Origin of the sequence: Streptomyces sp. NBC_00466, from assembly GCF_041433995.1 — a bacterium.
Taxonomy (GTDB): domain Bacteria; phylum Actinomycetota; class Actinomycetes; order Streptomycetales; family Streptomycetaceae; genus Streptomyces.
This window is the reverse complement of the sequence record NZ_CP107896.1, coordinates 3912289-3933298: the sequence shown is the minus strand read 5'-3', so window position 1 is coordinate 3933298 and position 21010 is coordinate 3912289. Positions and strand designations below refer to the sequence as shown.

General features: G+C 69.8%; 19 protein-coding genes. 3 read left to right on the top strand and 16 right to left on the bottom strand.

What is annotated here, in order from left to right:
- Nucleotides 1-11: 11 nt before the first annotated feature.
- The 13 genes from OG210_RS17650 to OG210_RS17590 all read right to left on the bottom strand — a co-directional run bounded on the left by OG210_RS17650 (nt 12) and on the right by OG210_RS17590 (nt 15613).
- Nucleotides 12-662 (bottom strand): TetR/AcrR family transcriptional regulator, encoded by a 651-nt coding sequence (locus OG210_RS17650; RefSeq protein WP_328327876.1) that lies wholly within the window; start codon nt 660-662, stop codon nt 12-14.
- The gene (locus OG210_RS17645) at nt 650-1399 is read right to left on the bottom strand and encodes an enoyl-CoA hydratase family protein (protein WP_328327878.1); all 750 of its coding nucleotides are present in this window, start codon (nt 1397-1399) and stop codon (nt 650-652) included. The genes OG210_RS17650 and OG210_RS17645 overlap by 13 nt, the downstream gene beginning before the upstream one ends.
- Complete coding sequence (locus tag OG210_RS17640) at nt 1396-3033, bottom strand: 4-coumarate--CoA ligase family protein (RefSeq protein ID WP_371540344.1); 1638 nt, start codon at nt 3031-3033, stop codon at nt 1396-1398. Before OG210_RS17640 ends, OG210_RS17645 begins: the two co-directional genes overlap by 4 nt.
- Nucleotides 3034-3130: 97 nt before the next feature.
- On the bottom strand, nt 3131-4312 hold the full coding sequence (locus OG210_RS17635) for an acyl-CoA dehydrogenase family protein (protein ID WP_371537588.1): 1182 nt from the start codon (nt 4310-4312) through the stop codon (nt 3131-3133).
- Complete coding sequence (locus OG210_RS17630; protein ID WP_371540341.1) at nt 4309-6333, bottom strand: biotin carboxylase N-terminal domain-containing protein; 2025 nt, start codon at nt 6331-6333, stop codon at nt 4309-4311. The genes OG210_RS17635 and OG210_RS17630 overlap by 4 nt, the downstream gene beginning before the upstream one ends.
- Before the next feature lie 26 nt (nt 6334-6359).
- Complete coding sequence (locus OG210_RS17625) at nt 6360-7961, bottom strand: carboxyl transferase domain-containing protein (RefSeq protein ID WP_328327882.1); 1602 nt, start codon at nt 7959-7961, stop codon at nt 6360-6362.
- Between the two features lie 71 nt (nt 7962-8032).
- On the bottom strand, nt 8033-9694 hold the full coding sequence (locus OG210_RS17620) for an acyclic terpene utilization AtuA family protein (protein ID WP_371540338.1): 1662 nt from the start codon (nt 9692-9694) through the stop codon (nt 8033-8035).
- A gap of 53 nt (nt 9695-9747) precedes the next feature.
- The gene (locus OG210_RS17615; RefSeq protein ID WP_328327886.1) at nt 9748-10596 is read right to left on the bottom strand and encodes a TIGR03084 family metal-binding protein; all 849 of its coding nucleotides are present in this window, start codon (nt 10594-10596) and stop codon (nt 9748-9750) included.
- A 310-nt stretch (nt 10597-10906) separates the two neighbouring features.
- Nucleotides 10907-11353 carry an Ig-like domain-containing protein gene (locus tag OG210_RS17610; protein WP_328327888.1) on the bottom strand — a complete coding sequence of 149 codons (447 nt, stop codon included), beginning with the start codon at nt 11351-11353 and terminating at the stop codon, nt 10907-10909.
- Between the two features lie 204 nt (nt 11354-11557).
- Nucleotides 11558-12562: an IPT/TIG domain-containing protein gene (locus OG210_RS17605; protein WP_328327891.1), complete on the bottom strand. Its 1005-nt coding sequence runs from the start codon at nt 12560-12562 to the stop codon at nt 11558-11560.
- A 280-nt stretch (nt 12563-12842) separates the two neighbouring features.
- Nucleotides 12843-13586 (bottom strand): IPT/TIG domain-containing protein, encoded by a 744-nt coding sequence (locus tag OG210_RS17600; RefSeq protein WP_328327893.1) that lies wholly within the window; start codon nt 13584-13586, stop codon nt 12843-12845.
- Nucleotides 13587-14433: 847 nt separating this feature from the next.
- Nucleotides 14434-15297 carry a helix-turn-helix transcriptional regulator gene (locus OG210_RS17595; RefSeq protein ID WP_328327895.1) on the bottom strand — a complete coding sequence of 288 codons (864 nt, stop codon included), beginning with the start codon at nt 15295-15297 and terminating at the stop codon, nt 14434-14436.
- Nucleotides 15298-15304: 7 nt separating this feature from the next.
- Nucleotides 15305-15613 (bottom strand): hypothetical protein, encoded by a 309-nt coding sequence (locus OG210_RS17590; protein ID WP_371537582.1) that lies wholly within the window; start codon nt 15611-15613, stop codon nt 15305-15307.
- Nucleotides 15614-16042: 429 nt separating this feature from the next.
- On the opposite strand from OG210_RS17590, the gene OG210_RS17585 reads away from it, so the two are divergent.
- The 3 genes from OG210_RS17585 (at nt 16043) to OG210_RS17575 (ending at nt 17693) form a co-directional block, all read left to right on the top strand.
- Complete coding sequence (locus OG210_RS17585; RefSeq protein ID WP_371537579.1) at nt 16043-16186, top strand: hypothetical protein; 144 nt, start codon at nt 16043-16045, stop codon at nt 16184-16186.
- A 78-nt stretch (nt 16187-16264) separates the two neighbouring features.
- A complete protein-coding gene (locus OG210_RS17580) occupies nt 16265-16771 on the top strand; it encodes a hypothetical protein (protein WP_328327901.1) in 507 nt (168 codons plus the stop codon).
- A gap of 508 nt (nt 16772-17279) precedes the next feature.
- Nucleotides 17280-17693 (top strand): hypothetical protein, encoded by a 414-nt coding sequence (locus tag OG210_RS17575; protein ID WP_328327904.1) that lies wholly within the window; start codon nt 17280-17282, stop codon nt 17691-17693.
- A gap of 113 nt (nt 17694-17806) precedes the next feature.
- Here the strand turns inward: OG210_RS17575 and OG210_RS17570 are convergent, their stop codons facing one another.
- The 3 genes from OG210_RS17570 to OG210_RS17560 form a co-directional block, all read right to left on the bottom strand.
- Nucleotides 17807-18658, bottom strand: a complete 852-nt coding sequence (locus OG210_RS17570) for an SDR family NAD(P)-dependent oxidoreductase (RefSeq protein WP_371537575.1) — start codon at nt 18656-18658, stop codon at nt 17807-17809.
- 139 nt (nt 18659-18797) lie between these two features.
- The gene (locus OG210_RS17565) at nt 18798-19229 is read right to left on the bottom strand and encodes a nuclear transport factor 2 family protein (protein ID WP_371537572.1); all 432 of its coding nucleotides are present in this window, start codon (nt 19227-19229) and stop codon (nt 18798-18800) included.
- A gap of 268 nt (nt 19230-19497) precedes the next feature.
- The gene (locus OG210_RS17560; RefSeq protein ID WP_371537569.1) at nt 19498-20898 is read right to left on the bottom strand and encodes an MFS transporter; all 1401 of its coding nucleotides are present in this window, start codon (nt 20896-20898) and stop codon (nt 19498-19500) included.
- Between the last annotated feature and the right edge of the window lie 112 nt (nt 20899-21010).

Sequence of the window (21010 nt, the reverse complement as noted above, 5' to 3'; positions counted from 1 at the left end):
ACTACCGGTCTTCAGCCCCGACCGCTCCCCCGGCCCCCCAGCGCCCCCTCCACCAGCTCGCCCCACTGCTCCACCACGCGCTCCCGGCGCTCCGCGTCGTCCGTGAGCAGGTTCGCCAGGCCCAGCCCCCGTGCCATGTCGAGGAGGCCCTGCACCGTCTCCCGTACTCCGGGCACGGACTCGTCCGCCCGCAGCAGCTGTACGGCGATCCGGTGCGACTCGCGGCCCACCCTGGCCTCCAGTTCCGTGACGCGGGCGTGCAGTTGGGGTTCGTTGGACGCGGCCACCCACAGGTGCAGTGCGGCCCGGAACAGCGGGCCGGTGTAGAGGCCGACCAGGGCCGCCACCACGGTGCGGCGGTCCTGCGGGGGCAGGGTGCGCAGGGCGGTGGAGCGTTCCTCGGCCACGTACTCGACCGCCGCCGTGAACAGGTCCTCGCGGGTCGGGAAGTGGTGCTGCGCCGCGCCCCGGGAGACGCCCGCGCGTTCCGCGACGGCTGAGACGGTGGAGCCTGCCCAGCCGTGTTCGGCCAGGCAGGAGACCGCCGCTTCCAGCAGGCGCTGCCGGGTGGCGCGGCTGCGGTCCTGCTTGGGGCCCCGGCCCGTACTGTCCGGATTGCCAGTACGCGCCGTGCCGCCGTCCCGGTCCGTCACAACACCCATGCGGGATCCCGTCGTTCGAGGAAGGCCTGTACGCCCTCGTGCGCCTGGGCCGACGCGAAGAGGGCCGCCGAGTGGGCGATGAGGTCCTCCGTTTTGCGGTCGAAGTTCTCCAGCACCGTAGCGGTGACCAGGGACTTCGATGCGGTCAGGCCCTGCGGGGAGGCCCTGCGCAGTCCGTCCACGACCGGGGCGAGCGCCGCGTCCACATCGTCGGCCGCGCCGGTGATCAGTCCCGTACGGGCTGCTTCGGCGGCGTCGAACCGCTCGCCCGTGAGGTAGTAGCGGGCCGCCGCCCGCGCGTCCATGCGCGGCAGCAGCGGCATCGAGATGACGGCGGGGGCCAGGCCGAGCCGGGACTCGGTGAAAGCGAAGGAGGACCCAGGACCCGCCATCGCGATGTCGCAGGAGCCGAGCAGCCCGAGCCCGCCGGCCCGGACATGGCCGGTGACGCGGGCGACCACGGGCCGGGGGTGCACGACGATCGCCCGCATCAGCCCCACGAACGCGGCCGGGTCCGGCGGCCCCTTGAGATCCGCGCCCGCGCAGAAGGTGTTCCCGGTGTGCGTGAGGACCACCGCGCGTACGGAGTCGTCACCGGCTGCCGCCGACAGGGCCTCCCCCAGCTCCGCCACCAGCTGCGCGGAGAGCGCGTTGCGGCTCTGCGGTGCGTCCAGCGTCAGGGTGGTGATCCCCCGGTCGTGGGCGGTCCCGATCACGCTGCGTACGGACGACGTCATGTCCTCTGCTCCCTTGTCTCCCTGCCACTGCCCCAGGGCTGCTCCTGGCGGGCGCTGTTCCGCCGTTCCCGGTCGCGCAGTTCACGCCGGAGGATCTTCCCCGAGGTGGCACGCGGGACGGCGCCGATGAATTCGACCCGGCGGATCTTCTTGTACGGGGCGACGCGCTCCGCGACGTACGCCATCAGCCCCTCCTCCGTGAGGTGCGCACCCGCCTGCCGGACGGCGAACGCCTTCGGCACCTCGTTGCCGTCCTCGTCGTACACGCCGATGACCGCCGCGTCCGCGATCTCGGAGTGGGTGAGGAGCAGCGCCTCCAGTTCGGCGGGGGCCACCTGGAAGCCCTTGTACTTGATGAGTTCCTTGACCCGGTCGACGATGAAGAGCCAGCCGTCCTCGTCCACCCGGCCGACGTCACCGGTGTGCACCCAGCCGTCCCGGTCGATCATCCCGGCGGTGGCTTCGGGCCGGCCGAGGTAGCCCTTCATGACCTGCGGCCCGCGGATGGCGACCTCGCCCTCCTCGCCCGCGCCGAGATCATGTGCGGGCCCCTCCAGCGAGAGGATGCGCATCTCCGTGCTGGGGAACAGCTTCCCGACCGCTCCCGGCGGCGGGTTCTCCGCGTCGAGCGGGACGACGTGTGTGCCGGGTGACAGCTCCGTCATGCCGTACGCCTGGCGCACCGGCGGCAGCCCGAGCCGGGCCGAACAGGCGGCGGCGAGACCGGAGTCGAGCGGGGCGGCGGCGCTGACGATGTACTCCAGCGACGACAGGTCGTAGCGCGTGACGGACGGGTGCTTGGCCAGGGCGAGGACGATCGGCGGGGCCACGTAGAGACCGTTGATGCGGTACTTCTCGATGGCGGCCAGGAACTGGCCCAGCTCGAACCGGGGCAGCACCACCACCGTCGCGCCGTACCGCAGCGGTGCGTTGAGCAGCGCGGTGAGTCCGTAGATGTGGAAGAAGGGCAGCACGGCGAGGATCCGCTCACCGGGTCCCATCGGGGCGAACGGGTGCAGCTGGGCCAGGTTGGTGGAGATCGACCGGTGGGTGAGCATGACGCCCTTGGGGGTGCCGGTGGTGCCCGAGGAGTACGGCAGGACGGCGATGTCCTCGGCGGGGTCGATCGGGACGGCCATACCGTGGGCAGGGTCCATTCCCCCCGGCAGGCCGAGCACCGAGCGGTGTCCTTCGGCCCGGTCGCAGACGAAGATCTCCTCGATCCCGCCGACCAGTTCGGCCGCCCGGCGGGCCACGTCGAGAAGCCGTGACACGGTGATGATCCACCGCGCGGCGCAGTCCCGTATCTGTTTGGCGAACTCCTCCGGGGTGGCGAGCGGGTGCACGGTGGTGACCGTGGCGCCCGCCCGGCTCGCGCCGTGGAAGACGGCCGGGTAGGCGATGCTGTTGGGGCTGTGCAGGGCTACGACGTCACCCCTGACCACACCGGCGGCGATCAGCCCGGCGGCCACCGACCGGTGCTGGCCTTCCAGTTGGCGGTAGCTGACGGTGGTGCCGTCCACCGCGTCGATCAGCGCGGGGGCGTCGCCGTACTCGGGCGCCCGGCCGAGTACGGCTTCGTGGATGGGCTGGTTGAGAACCGCTACATCCTCGTACTCGCTGTGGAACACGATCTCGCTGTGGAACACCATGCCAGTCCCCTTCGACGCGCGACGTGTGCCTGGGCCCGGTGCGGACGGGGCCCAGGTGGTCGGCCCAGAATCGCGCCTTTCAGTAGGACTTGGGGAGACCCAGGGACTGGTGGGACACGAAGTTCAGGATCATTTCCCGGCTGACCGGCGCGATCCGGGCCACCCTGGACGCGGTGATGAGCCCCGCCAGGCCGTACTCCCGCGTGAGGCCGTTGCCGCCGAGGGTGTGCACGGACTGGTCGACGGCCTTCACACAGGCCTCGCCCGCCGCGTACTTGGCCATGTTGGCCGCCTCGCCCGCGCCCAGGTCGTCGCCCGCGTCGTAGAGCGCGGCGGCCTTCTGCATCATCAGCCGGGCGAGTTCGAGTTCGATGTGGGACTGAGCGAGAGGGTGCGCGATGGCCTGGTGGGAGCCGATGGGCTCCTTCCAGACCTGCCGGGTCTTCGCGTAGTCGACAGCCTTCGCGAGGGCGTAGCGGCCCATGCCGATCGCGAAGGCGGCCGTCATGATCCGCTCGGGGTTGAGCCCGGCGAAGAGCTGGAGCAGCCCGGCGTCCTCGCTGCCGACCAGGGCGTCGGCGGGCAGCCGTACGTCGTCGAGGACCAGCTCGAACTGCTTCTCCGGCGCCTGGATCTCCATGTCGATCTGAGTGCGCCGGAACCCGGGGGCGTCCCGGGGTACGAGAAAGAGGCAGGGCTTGAGGCGTCCGGTGCGGGCGTCCTCGGTGCGGCCCACGATCAGGGTCGCGTCGGCCATGTCGACACCGGATATGAAGACCTTCCGGCCGGTGAGCAGCCAGTCTCCCCCGCTCTCGCGGCGGGCGGTGGTGGTGATGCGGTGGGAGTTGGACCCGGCGTCCGGCTCGGTGATGCCGAAGGCGAGCGTGAGCGATCCGTCCGCGAGGCCGGGGAGCCACTGCTGCTTCTGCGCGTCCGTACCGAAGCGGGCGATGACCGTGCCGCAGATGGCGGGCGAGACGACCATCATCAGGAGCGGGCAGCCGGCCGCACCCAACTCCTCAAGGACTATGGACAGTTCCGCGATGCCGCCGCCCCCGCCGCCGTACTCCTCGGGGAGGCTGACGCCGAGATAGCCGAGCTTCGCCGCGGCGGCCCAGAGCTCCTGCCGGTCGTAGTCGCGGTGGCTGGTGCCGGCGTGACGCTTGCCGAGGGCCGCCACGGCGGCGCGCAGGGCGGCGCGCTCCTCGGTGTCGACGGGGGTGTTCCCGGTGATGCTGCTGGTGCTTGTGCCAGTGCTCATGACTCCAGGGCCTCCTGTGTGTCTGAATGCGTGTCCGGCTGTGGGTCCGACTGCGTGTCCGGATGCGTGTCCGGCTGTGCGGTCTGTACGACGGCGAGCAGTGCGCCGACCTCGACCTGGCGGCCCGGGGCGGCGTGGAGTGCGGTGAGGGTGCCGGATGCCGGAGCGGTGATGCGGTGCTCCATCTTCATGGCCTCCAGCCAGATCAGCGGCTGCCCGGCGGTGACGGTGTCCCCGGCCGCGAGCCCGTCGGCGACCCGTACGACCGTGCCGGGCATCGGCGCGAGCAGCGAACCCGGCACCGTGCGGGCGGCCGGGTCGGGGAAGCGGGGCAGCCGGGTGAGGGTGTGCGGGCCGACGTGGGCGCGGTCACCGTGCACCTCGACGTCGAAGTGGCGCAGTACCCCGTCGGCTTCGAGCGAGGCGCGCCGGGGAGTGGCGGCGTGCAGCCGTACGCCGGGGAAGCCGTCGGCGCGCAGCCCGTCCCGGGTGAGGCGGTAGCGGATCTCGTACACCTCGCCGTCCGGCTCGGAGCGGTAGGTCTTGGTCTGCGGCTGGGACGGTACGTTCCGCCAGCCGCCGGTCCGGACCCCCGGTCCGGTCGCCGCGTCCGCGAGGGCGGCGGCGAGCGCGGCGAGCGGATCGGGGGCGGGGGCGGTGAGTGCGGGGAGGTGGCGGTCGTAGAAGCCGGTGTCGAGCCGGGCGGCGGTGAAGTCCGGGTGGCGCAGGGAGCGTACGAGCAGCTCGCGGTTGGTGACCGGGCCGTGGATACGGGCGCGTTCGAGGGCGTACGCGAGGGTGCGCACCGCCTCGGTACGGGTGGGGGCGTGGGCGATGACCTTGGCGAGCATCGGGTCGTAGTGGATGCCGATGGTGTCGCCGCCGGTGTAGCCGGTGTCCAGCCGGACGGTGGTCCCGGCAGCACCACCGCCGGTGTGGGAGGCGCCGGTTCCGGAAGTGGCGCCCGGCACGTCGAGGCGGTGCAGGGTGCCGGTCTGCGGGGCCCATCCGGCGGCCGGGTCCTCCGCGTAGAGGCGGGCCTCCACGGCGTGGCCGTGCGGCTGCGGGGGGCCGTCCGGCGGGAGCGGTTCGCCCTCGGCGACACGGAGCTGGAGCGCGACCAGGTCGAGCCCGAACACCGCTTCGGTGACGGGGTGTTCGACCTGAAGGCGGGTGTTCATCTCCAGGAAGTACGCCCGGTCGCCGCTCTCCGGGACGAGGAACTCCACGGTCCCCGCCCCCTGGTACTCCACCGCCCGGGCAGCGGCGGCGGCGGCCTCGTGGAGCGTGGCGCGCAGGGCGTCAGGGAGACCGGGGGCCGGGGCCTCCTCGATGACCTTCTGGTGGCGTCGCTGGAGGGAGCAGTCCCGGGTGCCGAGCGGCCAGACCGTGCCGTGCGCGTCGGCCATGATCTGCACCTCGACATGGCGCCCGCGCTCCACATACGGCTCGGCGAAGACCTCGCCGTCCCCGAAGGCGGACCGCGCCTCGGCGACGGCCGCCCTCATCTCGCCCTCCACATCACCGAGTTCGCGTACGACGCGCATCCCGCGCCCGCCGCCGCCCGCCGCCGCCTTGAGCAGCAGCGGCAGATCGGCGGCGGTGGCGGCGTCCGGGTCGACGGGGGCCAGCAGGGGGACACCGGCCCCGGCCATGAGCTTCTTGGCCCGGGTCTTCGACGCCATCGCCTCGATGGCGTCGGCGGACGGGCCGACCCAGATGAGCCCGGCGTCGGTGACCGCGCGGGCGAACGCGGCGTTCTCGGAGAGGAAGCCGTAACCCGGGTGTACGGCGTCCGCGCCCGCGGCGAGCGCCGCCGCGACGACGAGGTCGGCACGGAGATAGGTGTCGGCGGGGGCCGACCCCGGCAGCCGTACGGCGGTGTCCGCCTCCCGTACGTGCAGTGCGTCCGCGTCCGCGTCGGAGAAGACGGCCACGGTCGCGATGCCCAGGGCGCGGCAGGTACGGAAGACCCGGCAGGCGATCTCACCGCGGTTGGCGACAAGGAGGGAGGTGATCATCTTCGGCGTCATCTTCTTCTTCGTCCTCACATCCGGAAGATGCCGAAGCCGCCGCGGGCGCCCTCGACCGGTGCGTTGTGGATGGCGGACAGGCACAGGCCCAGCACGGTCCTGGTGTCACGCGGGTCGATGACCCCGTCGTCGTACAGCCGCCCGGACAGGAACATCGGCAGCGACTCCGACTCGATCTGCTGCTCGACCATGGCGCGGAGCGCCGCGTCCGCCTCGTCGTCGTACGGCTGCCCCTTGGCCTGCGCGGAGGCGCGGGCGACGATCGACAGCACGCCCGCCAGCTGCTGCGGGCCCATGACGGCGGACTTGGCACTGGGCCAGGCGAACAGGAACCGGGGGTCGTAAGCACGCCCGCACATGCCGTAGTGGCCCGCGCCGTAGGAGGCGCCCATCAGGACGGAGAGGTGGGGGACCTTCGAGTTCGAGACGGCGTTGATCATCATCGCGCCGTGTTTGATGATGCCGCCCTGCTCGTACTCCTTGCCGACCATGTAGCCGGTGGTGTTGTGCAGGAAGAGCAGCGGGATGTCGCGCTGGTTGGCCAGCTGGATGAACTGGGCGGCCTTCTGGGACTCCTCGGAGAAGAGGACGCCCTGCGCGTTGGCGAGGATGCCGATGGGGTAGCCGTGCAGTTCGGCCCAGCCGGTGACCAGGCTCGGCCCGTAGAGCGGCTTGAACGCGTCGAAGTCCGAGCCGTCGGTGATGCGCGCGATGACCTCGTGCGGGTCGAACGGGGTCTTCAGATCGCCGGGCACGATCCCGAGCAGCTCCTCCTCGTCGTACCGGGGCGGTACGGCGGGGCCCGGCGGATCCGGCTGCGCCTTGTGCCAGTTGAGGCGGGCGACGACGCGGCGGGCCTGGCGCAGCGCGTCGGGTTCGTCCAGCGCCAGGTAGTCGGCGAGTCCGGAGACACGGGCGTGCATCTCGGCGCCGCCGAGCGACTCGTCGTCGGACTCCTCACCGGTCGCCATCCTGACCAGCGGCGGTCCGCCGAGGAAGACCTTCGACCGCTCCTTGATCATGATGACGTGGTCGGACATGCCCGGCACATACGCGCCACCCGCCGTCGAGTTGCCGAAGACCACGGCGACGGTGGGGATCCCGGCGGCGGAGAGCCGGGTGATGTCCCGGAAGAGCGCGCCGCCGGGTATGAAGATCTCCTTCTGGGAGGGGAGGTCGGCGCCACCGGACTCGACGAGGCTGATGCAGGGGAGGCGGTTGGCGTACGCGATCTCGTTGGCCCGGAAGGCCTTCTTCAGCGTCCAGGGGTTGCTGGCGCCGCCGCGCACCGTGGGGTCGTTGGCGGTGATCAGGCACTCGACGCCCTCGACCGTGCCAATGCCGGTGATCATGGAGGCGCCGAGGGGGTAGTCGGTGCCCCAGGCGGCGAGCGGGGACAGTTCGAGGAAGGGCGTGTCGGGGTCGAGCAGCAGCTCGATGCGTTCGCGGGCGAGGAGCTTGCCGCGTTTGCGGTGCCGGTCGACGTACTTCTCACCGCCGCCCGCGAGCGCCTTGGTGTGCTCGGCCTCCAGGTCGGCGAGTTTGGTGAGCATGGACTCGCGGTGGGCGGTGTATTCGGGGGACGCGGGGTCGAGGGCGGTACGGAGGGTGGTCATCGGGGGCTCCTGGAGTGGGGGCGGGGGCGTCCGTGCGGGCCTGCGTGCGTGCGGGGGAGGGCTCGGCGTCCTCAACTGCCGTACGGGCTCAGCCTTCCGACCTCCGCCGGCACGTCGACGTGGCGGCTCCGGAGCCACTCCCCCACCCCCTTCCCCTGCGGGTCGAACCGTTCCTGCGCCGCGACGCCCTCCCCCAGCAGGCCCTCCACCACGAAGTTCAACGCCCGCAGATTCGGCAGCACATGGCGCGAGACGACCAGGCCCTGTGTCTCGGGCAGCAGCTCCTGGAACCGCTCGACGGTGAGCTCGTGGGCCAGCCACCGCCACGCGGTGCCGGTCCGCACCCACACGCCCACGTTCACGTCGCCGCCCTTGTCCCCGCTGCGCGCCCCGGCGACACGGCCGAGCGGGATTCGCCGTACGGCGCCGTTCCCGGGAAGCGGATCGGGCAGCGCGGGCCCAACTACCGCCGCAGGCACGGCCGTACGGGGCGGGTCCGCTACCACCACCCGTTCCCCGTCCGGGAGTACGGCGACCTGCTCCACCGCGCCCCGGTCCACGTACACCGCGTCGAACACCCCGTAGGGCGCGCCCTTCCCGGGTGGCGCGGTCACATGGAATCCGGGGTAGCTGCCGAGCGCCAGCTCGATCGCGGCCCCGCTCACCACACGTCCCACCGCCTCCCGGTCGCTGTCGCGCACCACGAGGCGGAGCAGCGCGCTCGCGCACTCCTCGCTGTCGGCATCGGCGCGATCCGTACGCACCAGCTCCCACCGCACGTCTGCCGGGCGGGACGTGCCCCGCTCATCTGCCGCTGCCCCGAAGGCGTCCTCCACCTGGTCGCGGACCAATGCGGCCTTGGCGTCGATGTCGAGGCCGGTGAGTACGAACACGACCTCGTTGCGCCAGCCGCCGATCCGGGTCACCCCGGCCTTGAGCGTCGGGGGCGGCTCCTCCCCCCGTACGCCCGAGATCCGTACCCGGTCGGGCCCGTCCTGCGTCAGCCGTACGGTGTCGAGCCGGGTCGTGACATCGGGACCCGCGTACCGCGCACCGCCCGTCTCGTACAGCAGCTGCGCGGTCACCGTCCCGATGTCGACCACCCCGCCCGTACCGTCGTGCTTGGTGATCACGGCCGAACCGTCGGCGGCGATCTCCGCGACCGGGAAGCCGGGGTGGCGTATGTCGTGCGCGGTGAAGAAGGAGTAGTTGCCGCCGGTCGCCTGAGTCCCGCACTCCAGTACGTGCCCGGCGGCCACCGCGCCGGCCAACTGGTCGAGATCGCCGGGCCCCCAGCCGAAGTGCCAGGCGGCGGGACCGGTGACCAGCGCCGCGTCCGTCACCCGGCCCGTGACCACCACATCGGCCCCGCCCCGCAGGCACGCGGTGATTCCGGCGCCGCCCAGGTAGGCGTTGGCGGTCAGCGCGCCGTCCGGCAGCGGCAGGGCATCGCCCTCGACGTATGCGACCCGTACCGGGACTCCCACCCGCTCGCTCAACTCCCGTACGGCGTCGGCGAGTCCGGCGGGGTTGAGGCCGCCCGCGTTGCTGACGATCCGCACCCCCCGGTCGTGCGCCTCGCCGAGGCACTCCTCCAGCTGGCGCAGAAACGTCCTGGCGTAGCCGGTGCGGGGGTCCTTGAGGCGGTCGCGGCCGAGGATGAGCATGGTCAGCTCGGCGAGGTAGTCCCCGGTCAGCACATCCAGCCGGCCGCCGGTGAGCATCTCCTTCATCGCGCCGGACCGGTCGCCGTAGAAGCCGGATGCGTTGCCGACGCGCAGCGGCCTCACGCGGCGCCCTTCGGCGCGTGCCCCGGGGCGTGCCCCAAGGCGTGCCCCGGGCCGGGAGATGCGCCCTTCGGCGCGCGTCCTGCCCCGGGAGGTCCGGCGAAGGCCTGCGCGATCCCGAGCCATCGGTCGGCGTCGGCGCCGGTGGCGCGCAGGGCCAGGTCGTCGCGGTGCGCGCGCTGGGTGACCAGCAGGCAGAAGTCGAGCGCGGGCCCGGTCACCCGTTGGACGGCGTCGGCGGGCCCGTACTCCCAGAGCTCCCCGCCCGGCGCGGTCAGCTCGACCCGGAACTCCTCACCGGGCACATCGAGCCCCCGCGCCCCGAAGGCGAAGTCCCGCGCCCGCACACCGATCCGCGCCACATGCCGCAGCCGGGCGGTCGGTTCACGCTCCACGCCAAGCGCGTCCGCCACGTCCTGGCCGTGCGCCCAGGTCTCCATCAGCCGCCCGGTGGCCATGGACGCGGTACTCATCGGCGGCCCGTACCAGGGGAAGCGCGCGCCGGACGCGGCGGTCCGCAGCGCTCGCTGAAGCTGTTCGCGGCCGTCACGCCAGCGCGCGAGCAGCACTGCCGGGTCGAGCCCCGCGCCCTCCTCCGCACCGTCGTCCACGAAGGTCTCCGGTGCGGCGAGCGCCTTCTCGACCTCCGCACCGAAGGCGTCGGGCTCGGTGACGGCCAGCAGCGCGGCCCGGTCGGTCCAGGCCAGATGGGCGATCTGATGGGCGACGGTCCACCGGGGCGCGGGGGTGGCAAGCGCCCACTGGCTACTGCCCAACTGCGCTACGAGGAGGTCCAGTTCGGCGCTTTCGCCGACCAGATCGTCCAGTACGGCACCTGCATCGGACACAGAACCATCGGACACGGAACGCTCCCTCCGGGGCACGGCTTCGTGTCCGGGAGCATGGCAGCGACCGAGAAAACAAGCAAGCGTGCTTGCATTATTTGTAGTGCGGGGTTCTCACCTCGCGACAGGAGCGGCCCACGTCATCCGCCGGCAGAGCCCATTCCCCCCCGTGCCAACCGCGCCTGCCCGATGTCCGCCCGGCTCCGGGCCCGACCGCCACGCTCAATCCGCTCTGGACCGAACGAGCCGGGCAGGCACCGGAGCCCTGGTGCTGGATCGGCGCCCCCACCCCTCCGCGGTACAACACCCGCGCTCACTTGCGGATGTTGACCTCATTGTGGATATCGCCGACATGGAAATTGACCAGGCCGCACAGCAGGCAACCCGGGGTGCCGCCCGGATTCGGGGGCTTGGCATCGGACACGGTGACAGTGGTAGTGGCGCTCGAAGCACTGCAGTTGTCGTCGCCGTTGTAGGCGGCGGTGATCGTGTGGCTGCCGGTGGCCGTGAAAGAGGTCGTCAGAGTGGAGTGCCCGTCAGTCGATACAGGCGCGGTCGCGAGGATGTCCGGTCCGTCGAAAAATGTCACGCCGAGCCCGGTGCTGGGGTCCGAGCTGCACGTCACCGTCGCGTCCAGTGACACCGACTGTCCGACCGCCGCCGATGAGGGCGATGCCGTGACCGAGGTCGACGACGGGTCGGCGGCGGCCGCCGCCGGAGCGATGGACACCAAGGCGGCCGCAGCGGCGAAGGCGACCATGAGCCCGGCATTTCTTTCACGCCAAAGTTTCACTGATTCATCTCCTCGATTGGACCGTCAGGCGGGGGTTCGCCGTGATCGATCGGAGCGCAACCTTAGAGTTCGGCTCACAGCTTTCGGGGAGGCACGAGCCCGATCGACCCGCATGGGTCATGAGCTCGCTCGGATGGGCCGGGCAGTGGAGCGGTCCTGGATTGGCCGGGGCTAGATCGTGGGAGCGGCCACCCGCAGATAGCTGAGGGAGTTGCTGGTACCCCCCGACGTCGTCACGTTCACGAGCACCGAGCCCGCCGCCCCCGCCGGGGCGACCGCGACCACGGTCGTGTCCGACACCACGGTGAACGCCGCCGGTGCGCCATTGAAACGCACGGCGTTCACCGTGGTCAGGCCGGTGCCGGTGAGGGTGACGTCGAAGCCCGTGTCCGTCGGTCCCTGCGAAGGGGAGATCGCGGTGAGAGCCGGGGCCGGCACATAGGTGTAGATGACCGAGTTGCTGGTGCCGCCGGGAGTGGTGACGGTGCAGGAGACGGAACCGGTGCCGGCGGGTGTGACCGCGGTGATCTGGGTGTTGGAGTTGACGGTGAAGGAAGTGGCGGGTGTGCTGCCGAAAGTGACCGCGGTGGCCCCGGTGAGGTCGGTACCCGTAAAGGTCACGGTGGTCCCGCCGGACACCGGACCCTGAGTGGGTGAGACAGCCAGCAGTGCGGGCGCGCTCAGGTAGAAGAAGTACACCGGCCCCGAGGTGCCTCCGACGGTGGTCACGGTCACCGGGACCGCGCCGGTGCCCGCGGGTGTGACGGCGGTGATCCGGGTGGCCGAGTTGACGGTGAAGGAAGTGGCGGGTGTGCTGCCGAAAGTGACCGCGGTGGCCCCGGTGAGGCCGGTGCCCGTGAGGATCACGGTGGTCCCGCCGGACACCGGGCCCTGACCTGGCGCGATCGAGGTGAGCGTCGGAGTGGGCGCGTAGGTATAGGTGACCGCGTTGCTGAGCCCGCCGGGAGTCCTGACGGTGACGTTGACGGCGCCGGTCCCGGGCGGGACCTGCGCGCTGATCGCCGAGGGCGAGCTTACCGTGTACGAGAGGGCGGCCGCGGAACCGAAGGTGACAGCGGTGGCGCCGGTGAACTGGCTGCCGTTCAAGGCCACGGTATTGGTGCCCGCCGCCGGACCCGTGTTGGGTACGACCGAATTGAGAACGGGAAGGGCCACGGTGACTCCATGGGTGGTGGTAAGTCCGGCTGGGCCGTGAGCGGCTGGCCGGGGCTCTGTTGCCGCGGCCCCTCCACGAGTGTGCGTCGGGCGGACCGGCCGGGCCGTCGCCGGCGTACGAACGACAGCGAGGCGGGTGGACGGCCCCCGGCCCAGGGGATCCGGGCCGGGGGCCGCGGGAAGCGGACGGGCGTCCTGGAGGGCGGCATCCGCTTCCGCTTCCGGTGGAACAGCGCAGGACAGTGCAGGACTGCGCAGGACTGCGCTCCGTAGAGGCCCGTCAGATGCCCGGACCGGCCACGTAGGTGTACCCACCCGCGAGGGTGGCGCTGCCCGCGTCATTGGTCACGACGACGTCGACCGCGCCCGCGGTCCCCGGCGGCGTGACGGCCGACACCGAGGTGGCGGACAGCACAGTGAAGGACGCGGGGTTGCCGTCGAAGGTGACCCCCGTGGTGGAGGCGAAGCTGGTGCCGGTGAGGGTCACCGAGGTGCCGCCCGATGTCGGCCCCGAGGTGGGAGTGATCGAGGTCAGCGTCGGGTCCGCGATGTAGGTGTAGGTGAGCCCGTTGTTCGACCCGCCCGCGGTGGTGACGGTGATGCCGACGGCGCCGGCGGCGCCGGCCGGAGCGGTGACGGTGATCTGGCTGTCCGAGACCACCGTCGGCGTCGCGTTGTTGGCGCCGAAGGCGACGTTGGAGGCCGTGGACAGGCCGGTGCCGTTGATGGTGATCGTCTCGCCGCCCGCTGTCGACCCGGAGTCCGGGCTGAGGGACTGCTTGAACGGCGCACCGACGTAGAAGAACGGAAGCGGGTTGCTCGTCCCGCCTGGCGTGGTGACGGTGACGCCGGCCACTCCGCTGCCCGAGGGAGAGACCGCGGTGACCTCGGTGGGTGAGACGTTGGTGACGGAGGTCGCCGAGCGGGTGCCGAAGTGAACGGCGGTGGTGCCGCTTAAGTTGGTGCCCGTGATGGTGACGAGAGTTCCGCCGCCACTTGGGCCTTGGTTCGGACTGATTGGCATGAGGTATTCCTCTCGCCCGGAATGGGTAGTGTTCCGGGCAGCGACTGGGGCGTTCAGATCCACGGACGTCCTGAACCGACGCAGACCGATGTCTCACGACCACTGGCAGGTGGTTGTTCGATGGCCTCGTGACCTACTCGGATTTCGGTGCGGGGCCGCACCGCTGGATCACTCACGAGGGCATCGGACGCGCTTCCCGATGAGGTGCCAACTGGCCACGATCAAGGGGCTTGCTCACGCGCGCCGTGGATCACTGCCCAATGAAGCAGGTATCCGGATTAACCCACCCGAGTGACGCCGCCAACAATGGATTTGACGTGGAATCAACCTTTTGACGGAGCGCTCGCGGGGGTGAACCGGGCGCCTGGCGGTGGTACACGGTCACGCCGGTATCCAACGGCCCAGTGTGCGCAGGCAGTTCTACGGGCGCGTGCGGTTCCGGTACCAGCCCGGACAGCCAGAACTGCACCGGCTCGCTCCCCCTGGCGGGCCATGCGGCCGACACCGGCACACGATCCCCCCGGGCAAACGGCCGTCACCGGCCGACCACTTCACCCGCCGCCTCCGTGGCCGTCCCATCGGCCCCGCCCCCGCAGGCACGCGGTGATTCCGGCGCCACCCAGGTAGGCGTTGGCGTACTTCCAGAGCTCCCCCGCCAGGCGCGGTCAGCCCGACCCGGAACTTCTCAGCGGGCACATCGAGCCCCCGCACCCTCCTCCGCACCGTCGTCCACGAAGGTCTCCGGTGCGGCAAGCGCCCACTGACCACTACCCAACTCCGCTACGAGGAGGTCCAGTTCGGCACTCTCGCCTCACCGGCCGGGCATGGCGCCGCCGGCTTACGGTCCTCATCGACTCTGGTCGGGTGATATCTGCTCAAAGTGGTGGATAGCATTCAGTATCAGATCTCTTGCGGCCTTGCCGTAGACCGCCGATCGCTTCAGCGAAGCGAATGCCCTCCCGTACAGCTCGATCTCCCGGGGCTGAGTCACTGAAAACTCCGCTGAATATGTTTCGACGAGTACAAGTTTGTCGTCGAACATCGAAAACGAGTTACCGGGCCAGATGTGCAGAGGGGCAGACCGTGGAACGAAGCCCAGGCTGAGCCGCGGGAGTCCCATCACTGCCAGAAGTCGGTCCAACTGCCCTCGCATGACCTCCCGGCCGCCGAAGTTGGAGTACAGGGCCTGCTCCGCGAGTAGTACGTTGAAGATGCGGTTGCCCTGGGTCAGGTACCTCTGTCTTTCGAGCCTCTTGGCCGTAGCTGCTTCGGCATCGTCCGGGATTTCGAAGAAGTCGATGACTTGCTTGAACGTCTCAGCGGCGTACTCCGCGGTCTGGAGCGTCCCCCATATGAGGGTTGGGTGCCAGATCCGAAAAACCTTGGTTCTGGAGTACACAGGCAGAGCCTTGGCCTGTCGCTTCACGGCCCCGTCCTGGAACTGCCGGCGCCACTCCAACCACAGTTCGTCGATGTGCCGGGCCGTGGCAATCAGATCAGCGATCTGGCCTTGGGTGTTCGTCCTCTCGCACCAGGTACGGATGTCGGCTTCACTTGCGCGCTGTCGGCCGTTCTCGATCCGGGAGACCTTCGACTCCTGCCACCCGGTGGCAGCAGCGAATGCCCGGCCGCTGGAGAATCCCGCATCCTTGCGAAACCCTCGCAACCGGGCGCCGAGCGCTGCGCGCGCTTCTTGTGCCTGCTTGCTCACTGAAGAGTCAGAACTTGTAATCGGTGTGGTGAATGGCGGAGGCCCAGAGCAGATCCCTGACACGGATGCACTCGGCCACAGACTCGGGATCTACCTCGATGCAGTCCTCATAGTCAGGCAAGCGCATCTGGCTCAGGGCCTCGGCGTCGCGCATCTCCGGACCCTGCACGATGCACGTGCCCTGTTCGGTGACGAGCATGATCGGTACCTCGAACCTCTTGATCTCGCCGGACGGCAGTCCGTCTTTGGTCAGGTGCTCGAAAAGCTCGGTGGGAACCTCGACGACCGTGTGACCGACAGGGACATCGAGCCGCATCAGCAGGTCGTTCGCGAGGACCTTCCAGCCTTGGACGACGTAGCTGTCCTGGTCGCTGGCGTACAGGGGTCGGACTGTCTCCGGGGGTGGAGTTCTTACCAAGGAACCTAAGCCTCATGGTCGTTCTCCCGTTCGCCGCCTTGCGCAGTTTTGCGCGACGCCCGATGGTTGATCCCCCCTTCACCCCTAGTCAACCACCTTGCCGCAAACTCGCGCAATTTGCTTGGGAGTTGGCCCGTGGCGCCTCTAGGTTTCTGCCAAGCCCCGCGGATCAGGGCCGTGCACGACGGTACGGAGAACGCATCTCCGTGAGATCTGGGCACCAGGAGGACCATCCATGAAGAACCTCTACAACCTTCTTGCCGAGGGCACAGAGTTCGAGAACTTCTGTGGCGGCAACTCAACGGCGAGCACGAGTCGTGTGTCGACGTGGGCCCCATCCCCGGCATGGTCTCCGCGTTCGCTCTCCGTGACAGTAAGCCCGAGGGGGCTGGGCTCGAACTGAGGTTCACGGAGGCGGAGCTCAACGACTTCGCCATCGGCTGGGTCAAGAAGCAGGGGCTGGCGCTCTAGTCTGGCGCTTCCTCCACCCGGGACAAGACGGGCCGCCCTCCCCCGGCAGGGCGGCCCCACACCTCCAGAAGGGCACAGATGAGCTGGTCAGGGCACTGGCACGGATACGGACCATGGATCGGGCCATCGGCTGCGTACGGCAAGGAGGGCGGCCGACGGCCGCCGCACCCCAATGGTCCGCCCTCGGTGCTGAACCTCGAGGACAAGAAGCAGCAGGAAGTCCTCGACCGGTACCGCGAAGCCGCCGCGGAGTTCGCCACGGGCAATGTACCGCCCACGATGACCGGATACTGGCTTCTCAAGAAGAGCCAGATCTCGGCCGAGCGCACCTCGGCCGACCTCGGGATCACGCTTGCCTGGCTGACAAAGCAGTACGAGGCGAACCCCCCGTTCGAACGGACCGATGGCCTCCAGGCATACAGCAGCCTCGACACCAAGCTTGAGTACGCCACCGACGTGCTGCCCCGCGGTGTCGATGTGAGCTGGGTGTACTACACGCCGTCGAAAAGCCTGATCTCGTTCTCCATCGCGTGCTGCCCGAACAGGTTCCATCCAGAAATCTCCTGCCCGCTGCCACCCTCGTAGCTAGGAGAGGAGACCGGCATGTCGCTGCGTCTCTTACTGCCCGAAGAAGGCGTATCCGATCTTCTGCTCACGTGGCCGGACGAGCCCCGCGTCTACGAGCGCGGGAAGACGGCCCTGGACGAGACGATCACTACGGACTTCCTCAAGGACTACCTATTCACCGGCTGTGCCCCGGCGGAGGAGATCGCTGTCGTCAAGTCACCCGACCCGTCCTTGAACCGAGGCGCCTTCATGACGGACGGGCGGACCGACGCGGCCAAGCTGAGGCGGCTGCACGACAGTGGGCACACGATCCGTCTGGGCAACCTTCAGCGGGTCGTGCCGTACATGGCCCGAGTCTCCCGCTGCATCCAGGAAGAGACGGGCTACTCGAATTACGTACACGCGTTTCTCACTCCACCCGACAGTCAGGGCCTGCGCCACCACTGGGATCAGCAGATGGCTGTGATCGTGCAGACCCGCGGGCGTCAAGCGCCGGCCGCTGTGGCGGCCCCCCTTGGAGGCCCCGATGCGGGAGTTCAACGAGAGCTTCCGGGTGTGGAAGGACGATTACATCCCGGCATGGGAAGCTGCCGGTCCCGACATGGAGATCGATCTCAGAGCCGGCCAGTCTCTCCTGCTCCCGAGAGGATGGGTCCACAACCCCCACGTGCTCGATTCCGACGAACCCAGCGTGCACCTGACCTTCGCGATCAGGGAACGCACACCACTGTGGCTGGCCGAAAAGCTGGTGGCCGGCGCCATTGAAAAGGAGCGATTCCGCCACGTCATCCGCCCCGGACAACTGGAGGGCGTCGAGCTGGGCCGGCAGCTCCTGGGCACCCGTGACGCACTGGTCCAGTACCTGGCGGGGCTGGATATCACCCAGGTGGCCGTGGCTGTGCGGCAGGCCGCCATGACCGAGTTGGAGTACACCACCTGAACGGCAGTGTCCCGACACCCGGTGTGCAGTGCTCAGGGCAAGCGACTGATGACGAGAATCGGCCTGCCAAAACCAGTCGCCGCGGCCGGCCACCGCGGCGTCTTCGGGGGGTGTCACCGTGGCTGCGGCGCGGTCAGTCGGTCGAGTCCGTACAGGTCCGCGTTGCTGTCCGTCATCGTCATCACGAGGTCGCGCCGGGGCACCGGCCACATGGCCTGCGCGGCGGCCCTGTTGGCCTTGCCGGGCGTGTGCAGCGGCGAACCGTTGCCCAGGGCGGCCAGGGCCTCCCGTACGACATCGTCGCTGGGCATGGGGGTGAATCCGCCGAGGGCCGTACCGTCCGGCTTGACCAGTCCCTCACGCCGGGCAGCCGGCGTGTCCGTGAGACCGGCGACCACCCCGAGTACGTCGACCCCGGCTTGTCCGTACTCCATCCACAGGGCCTCCGCGAGCACCCGCTCGAATGCCTTGGATGCGCTGTACGCCGCGTTGTAGCCGTTCCCGGCCACCGAGGACAGCGAGGTCATCAGCACGATTCCGCCACGGCGGCGATCGATCATCAGGCGGCCGTAGCGATGGGCCAGCGTGACCGTGCTCCGGCAGTTCAGATCGAGCAGGTGCAGCGCGTCGCTCGGCGGGCGGTCCGCGAACAGGCCGTTGCCGACCGATGCGCCGGCGTTGTGGATCAGCAGGCCGATGTCGAGGCCGTCGGTGGCATCCGCGATGTCATCGAGCAGGGTCGGGGAGGTGAGATCGGCGGCGACCGTCCGCACCTGCACGGCAGACGTCGACTCGATCTCCTTGGCCAGTGTCCGGAGCGGATCGGGACGGCGTGCCAGCAGTACGAGGTCGATGCCCTGAGCGGCGATGTGCCGGGCAAAGGCGGCACCGGTCCCTTCGGATGCACCGGTGATCAGCGCCGTCGGCCCGTACCGCTGGGCGAAGTCGGGCAGGCTGTCGAGCATGTCGCGCTCCCTTCATGGGGCTTCGGCTCATGGGGCTTGGTCGGTTCGGACGGCTCGATCGGGTCCAGACGCTCGGTCGGGTTCAGACGGCTCGGTCGGGTTCAGGCGGCTCGGTCGGGTTCAGGCGGCTCGGTCGGGTTCAGATGCGGGCGAACACCTCGGCGGTGCCCAGCTGGTGCGTGACCTCCTGGCACCAGGAAGCGACACGCCAGCCGCCCGCGGTCCGGACCAGTTCGGCGTGATACCAGCCGAAACACTCGTAGGTGAGCTGCGCGCGTTCGGCCGCGCCGACATGGTGGACCCGCATCTTGACCGACGCCTCGGCCTGGTCGCCGTCCACCACGACACGCGCGTTGCCCATGAGGTGTTGGGTGGGACCGCAGCCGTCGAGATAGCCGCGGATCATCCCGATGAGCGCCGCCCGCCCCTCGACGACCTCAGTCGCGTTGTAGTCGGCGCGCACGTCCTCCAGGAAGACCTCGTCCAACACGGCCCAGCTGCGGCGGTCCAGGGCATCGGCGTAGACATGGAACAGGTCGGTGACCCGGCGTACGTCGAGGTTCGCGGACATGCCGGCGTGCCTTCCTGGTTCGTTCGGGAATGGTTCTCCGGGAACGGTCGCGACCTGGGTGACCGCCCAGGAGAGGCCCCGTCTCCCACAGCGGGAAACGAGGGTGGACGTCCCTCTCGGCCGTCGCCGTGAGGTGCGGGGACCGTATCCGTCACGGTTCCGGAAACGACAGGGATTCTTCCCGCTGACCGGGATACGGGTATCCCGGCCCATTGGGCTGCTGGAGACGTCAGACCTGTCGCGGTACCCGGAGGCGGGAGGCGGCCCGTCACATGCCGACTGCTTCACCGGCCGCCCGTGTCTCCGCCCCGTCCCCCCTCTCCGTAACGATCCCGGCAGCGATCCCGCCGGCGCTCCCATCCGAACTGCCCGCCGCACGCCCCGGGTTGCACGCGATCAGGCAGACCGCGCTGACGAGTGCCATGGCCACGAAGGTCAGGGCGACCGGGGTCCAGGAGTTGCCGAAGTCGCTGTACAGCCAGGTCACCGCGGCCGGGGCCAGGGTGCCGACCAGGCCGGCCGTCTGGAAGCTCATGGAGAGGCCCGTGTAGCGGACCCGTGGTGCGAACCAGCCGGAGACGAGTGTGCCGATCGAGGCGTACGCGATCGTGCTGGCCAGCATCGGCAGGCACATCGCCAGCCACAGCCCGGCCACCGAGTGGGTGTCGACGAGCCAGAACATCGGGAAGGCGACCAGCACATGGAGCAGGATCCCGGTGAGGGTCACTTTGCGGAGCCCGTAGCGGTCGGCACACAGGGCGGCCAGCGGGGTGCAGATGATGACGACGACCGAGGCCGCCGTACCGGCGCCCGCTGCCTGGGAGTCCGTGAAGCCCAGGTCGGAGACGGCGTACGTCGACATGAAGGTGACGACGATGTAGTAGCCCGCGACCGTGATGAGGAAGGCGCCCGAGGCCAGCAGCCAGGTCTTCCAGGCGTCGCGGACGACGGCGATGAACGGCGCCGCCTGCTTCTCCTCGGCCTCTTCGGCCAGCCGGGCCGCTTCGAACTCGGGTGACTCCTCCATGCTGCTGCGGATGACCAGGCCGACGAGGACCAGTACGGCGGACAGCAGGAAGGGAACGCGCCAGCCCCAGTCGACCAGCGCCCGGTGGCCGATGAGGGCCATCAGGGCGAAGACGCCGGTGGAGAGGAAGTACCCGACGCCGTCGCCGACTTGGGGGAAGGATCCGAAGAACGCCTTGCGCTTCGGCGGGGCGTGCTCGACGGCGAACAGCACCGCACCGCCCCACTCGCCGCCGACCGCGAGGGACTGGATCATGCGGATCAGTACGAGCAGGATCGGCGCGGCGACACCGATGGACGCGTAGCCGGGAAGCAGGCCGACGCAGACGGTGGCCCCGCCCATCAGGGTCATTGACCAGATGAGAGCCCTCTTGCGGCCGAAGCGGTCACCGATGTGCCCGAAGACAATGGCTCCGAGCGGGCGCCCCAGGGATCCGACGAACAGCGTCGTGAACGACATGAGGGTGCCCAGCGCCCGGTTCATCTCCGGGAAGAACAGCTCGGGGAACACCAGCGCGGCGGCCGTCGCGTAGATGCCGAAGTCGTACCACTCGACGCTGGTCCCGATCATCGAGGCCCCGGCGATTTTCCACGGGTTGGACCTGCTCAGGGGTGCCGTCCCGGCACGAGGGGCTGTGCTCATGCGCGTACTCCTTCACGGGCGGCTCATGATGGCCGACCATTGGGCTTGCGTGAGACCCAAAAACGATGGGGCGACGCTAAGGCGCTGCGATCGGAGTGTCAATAGGATCCGC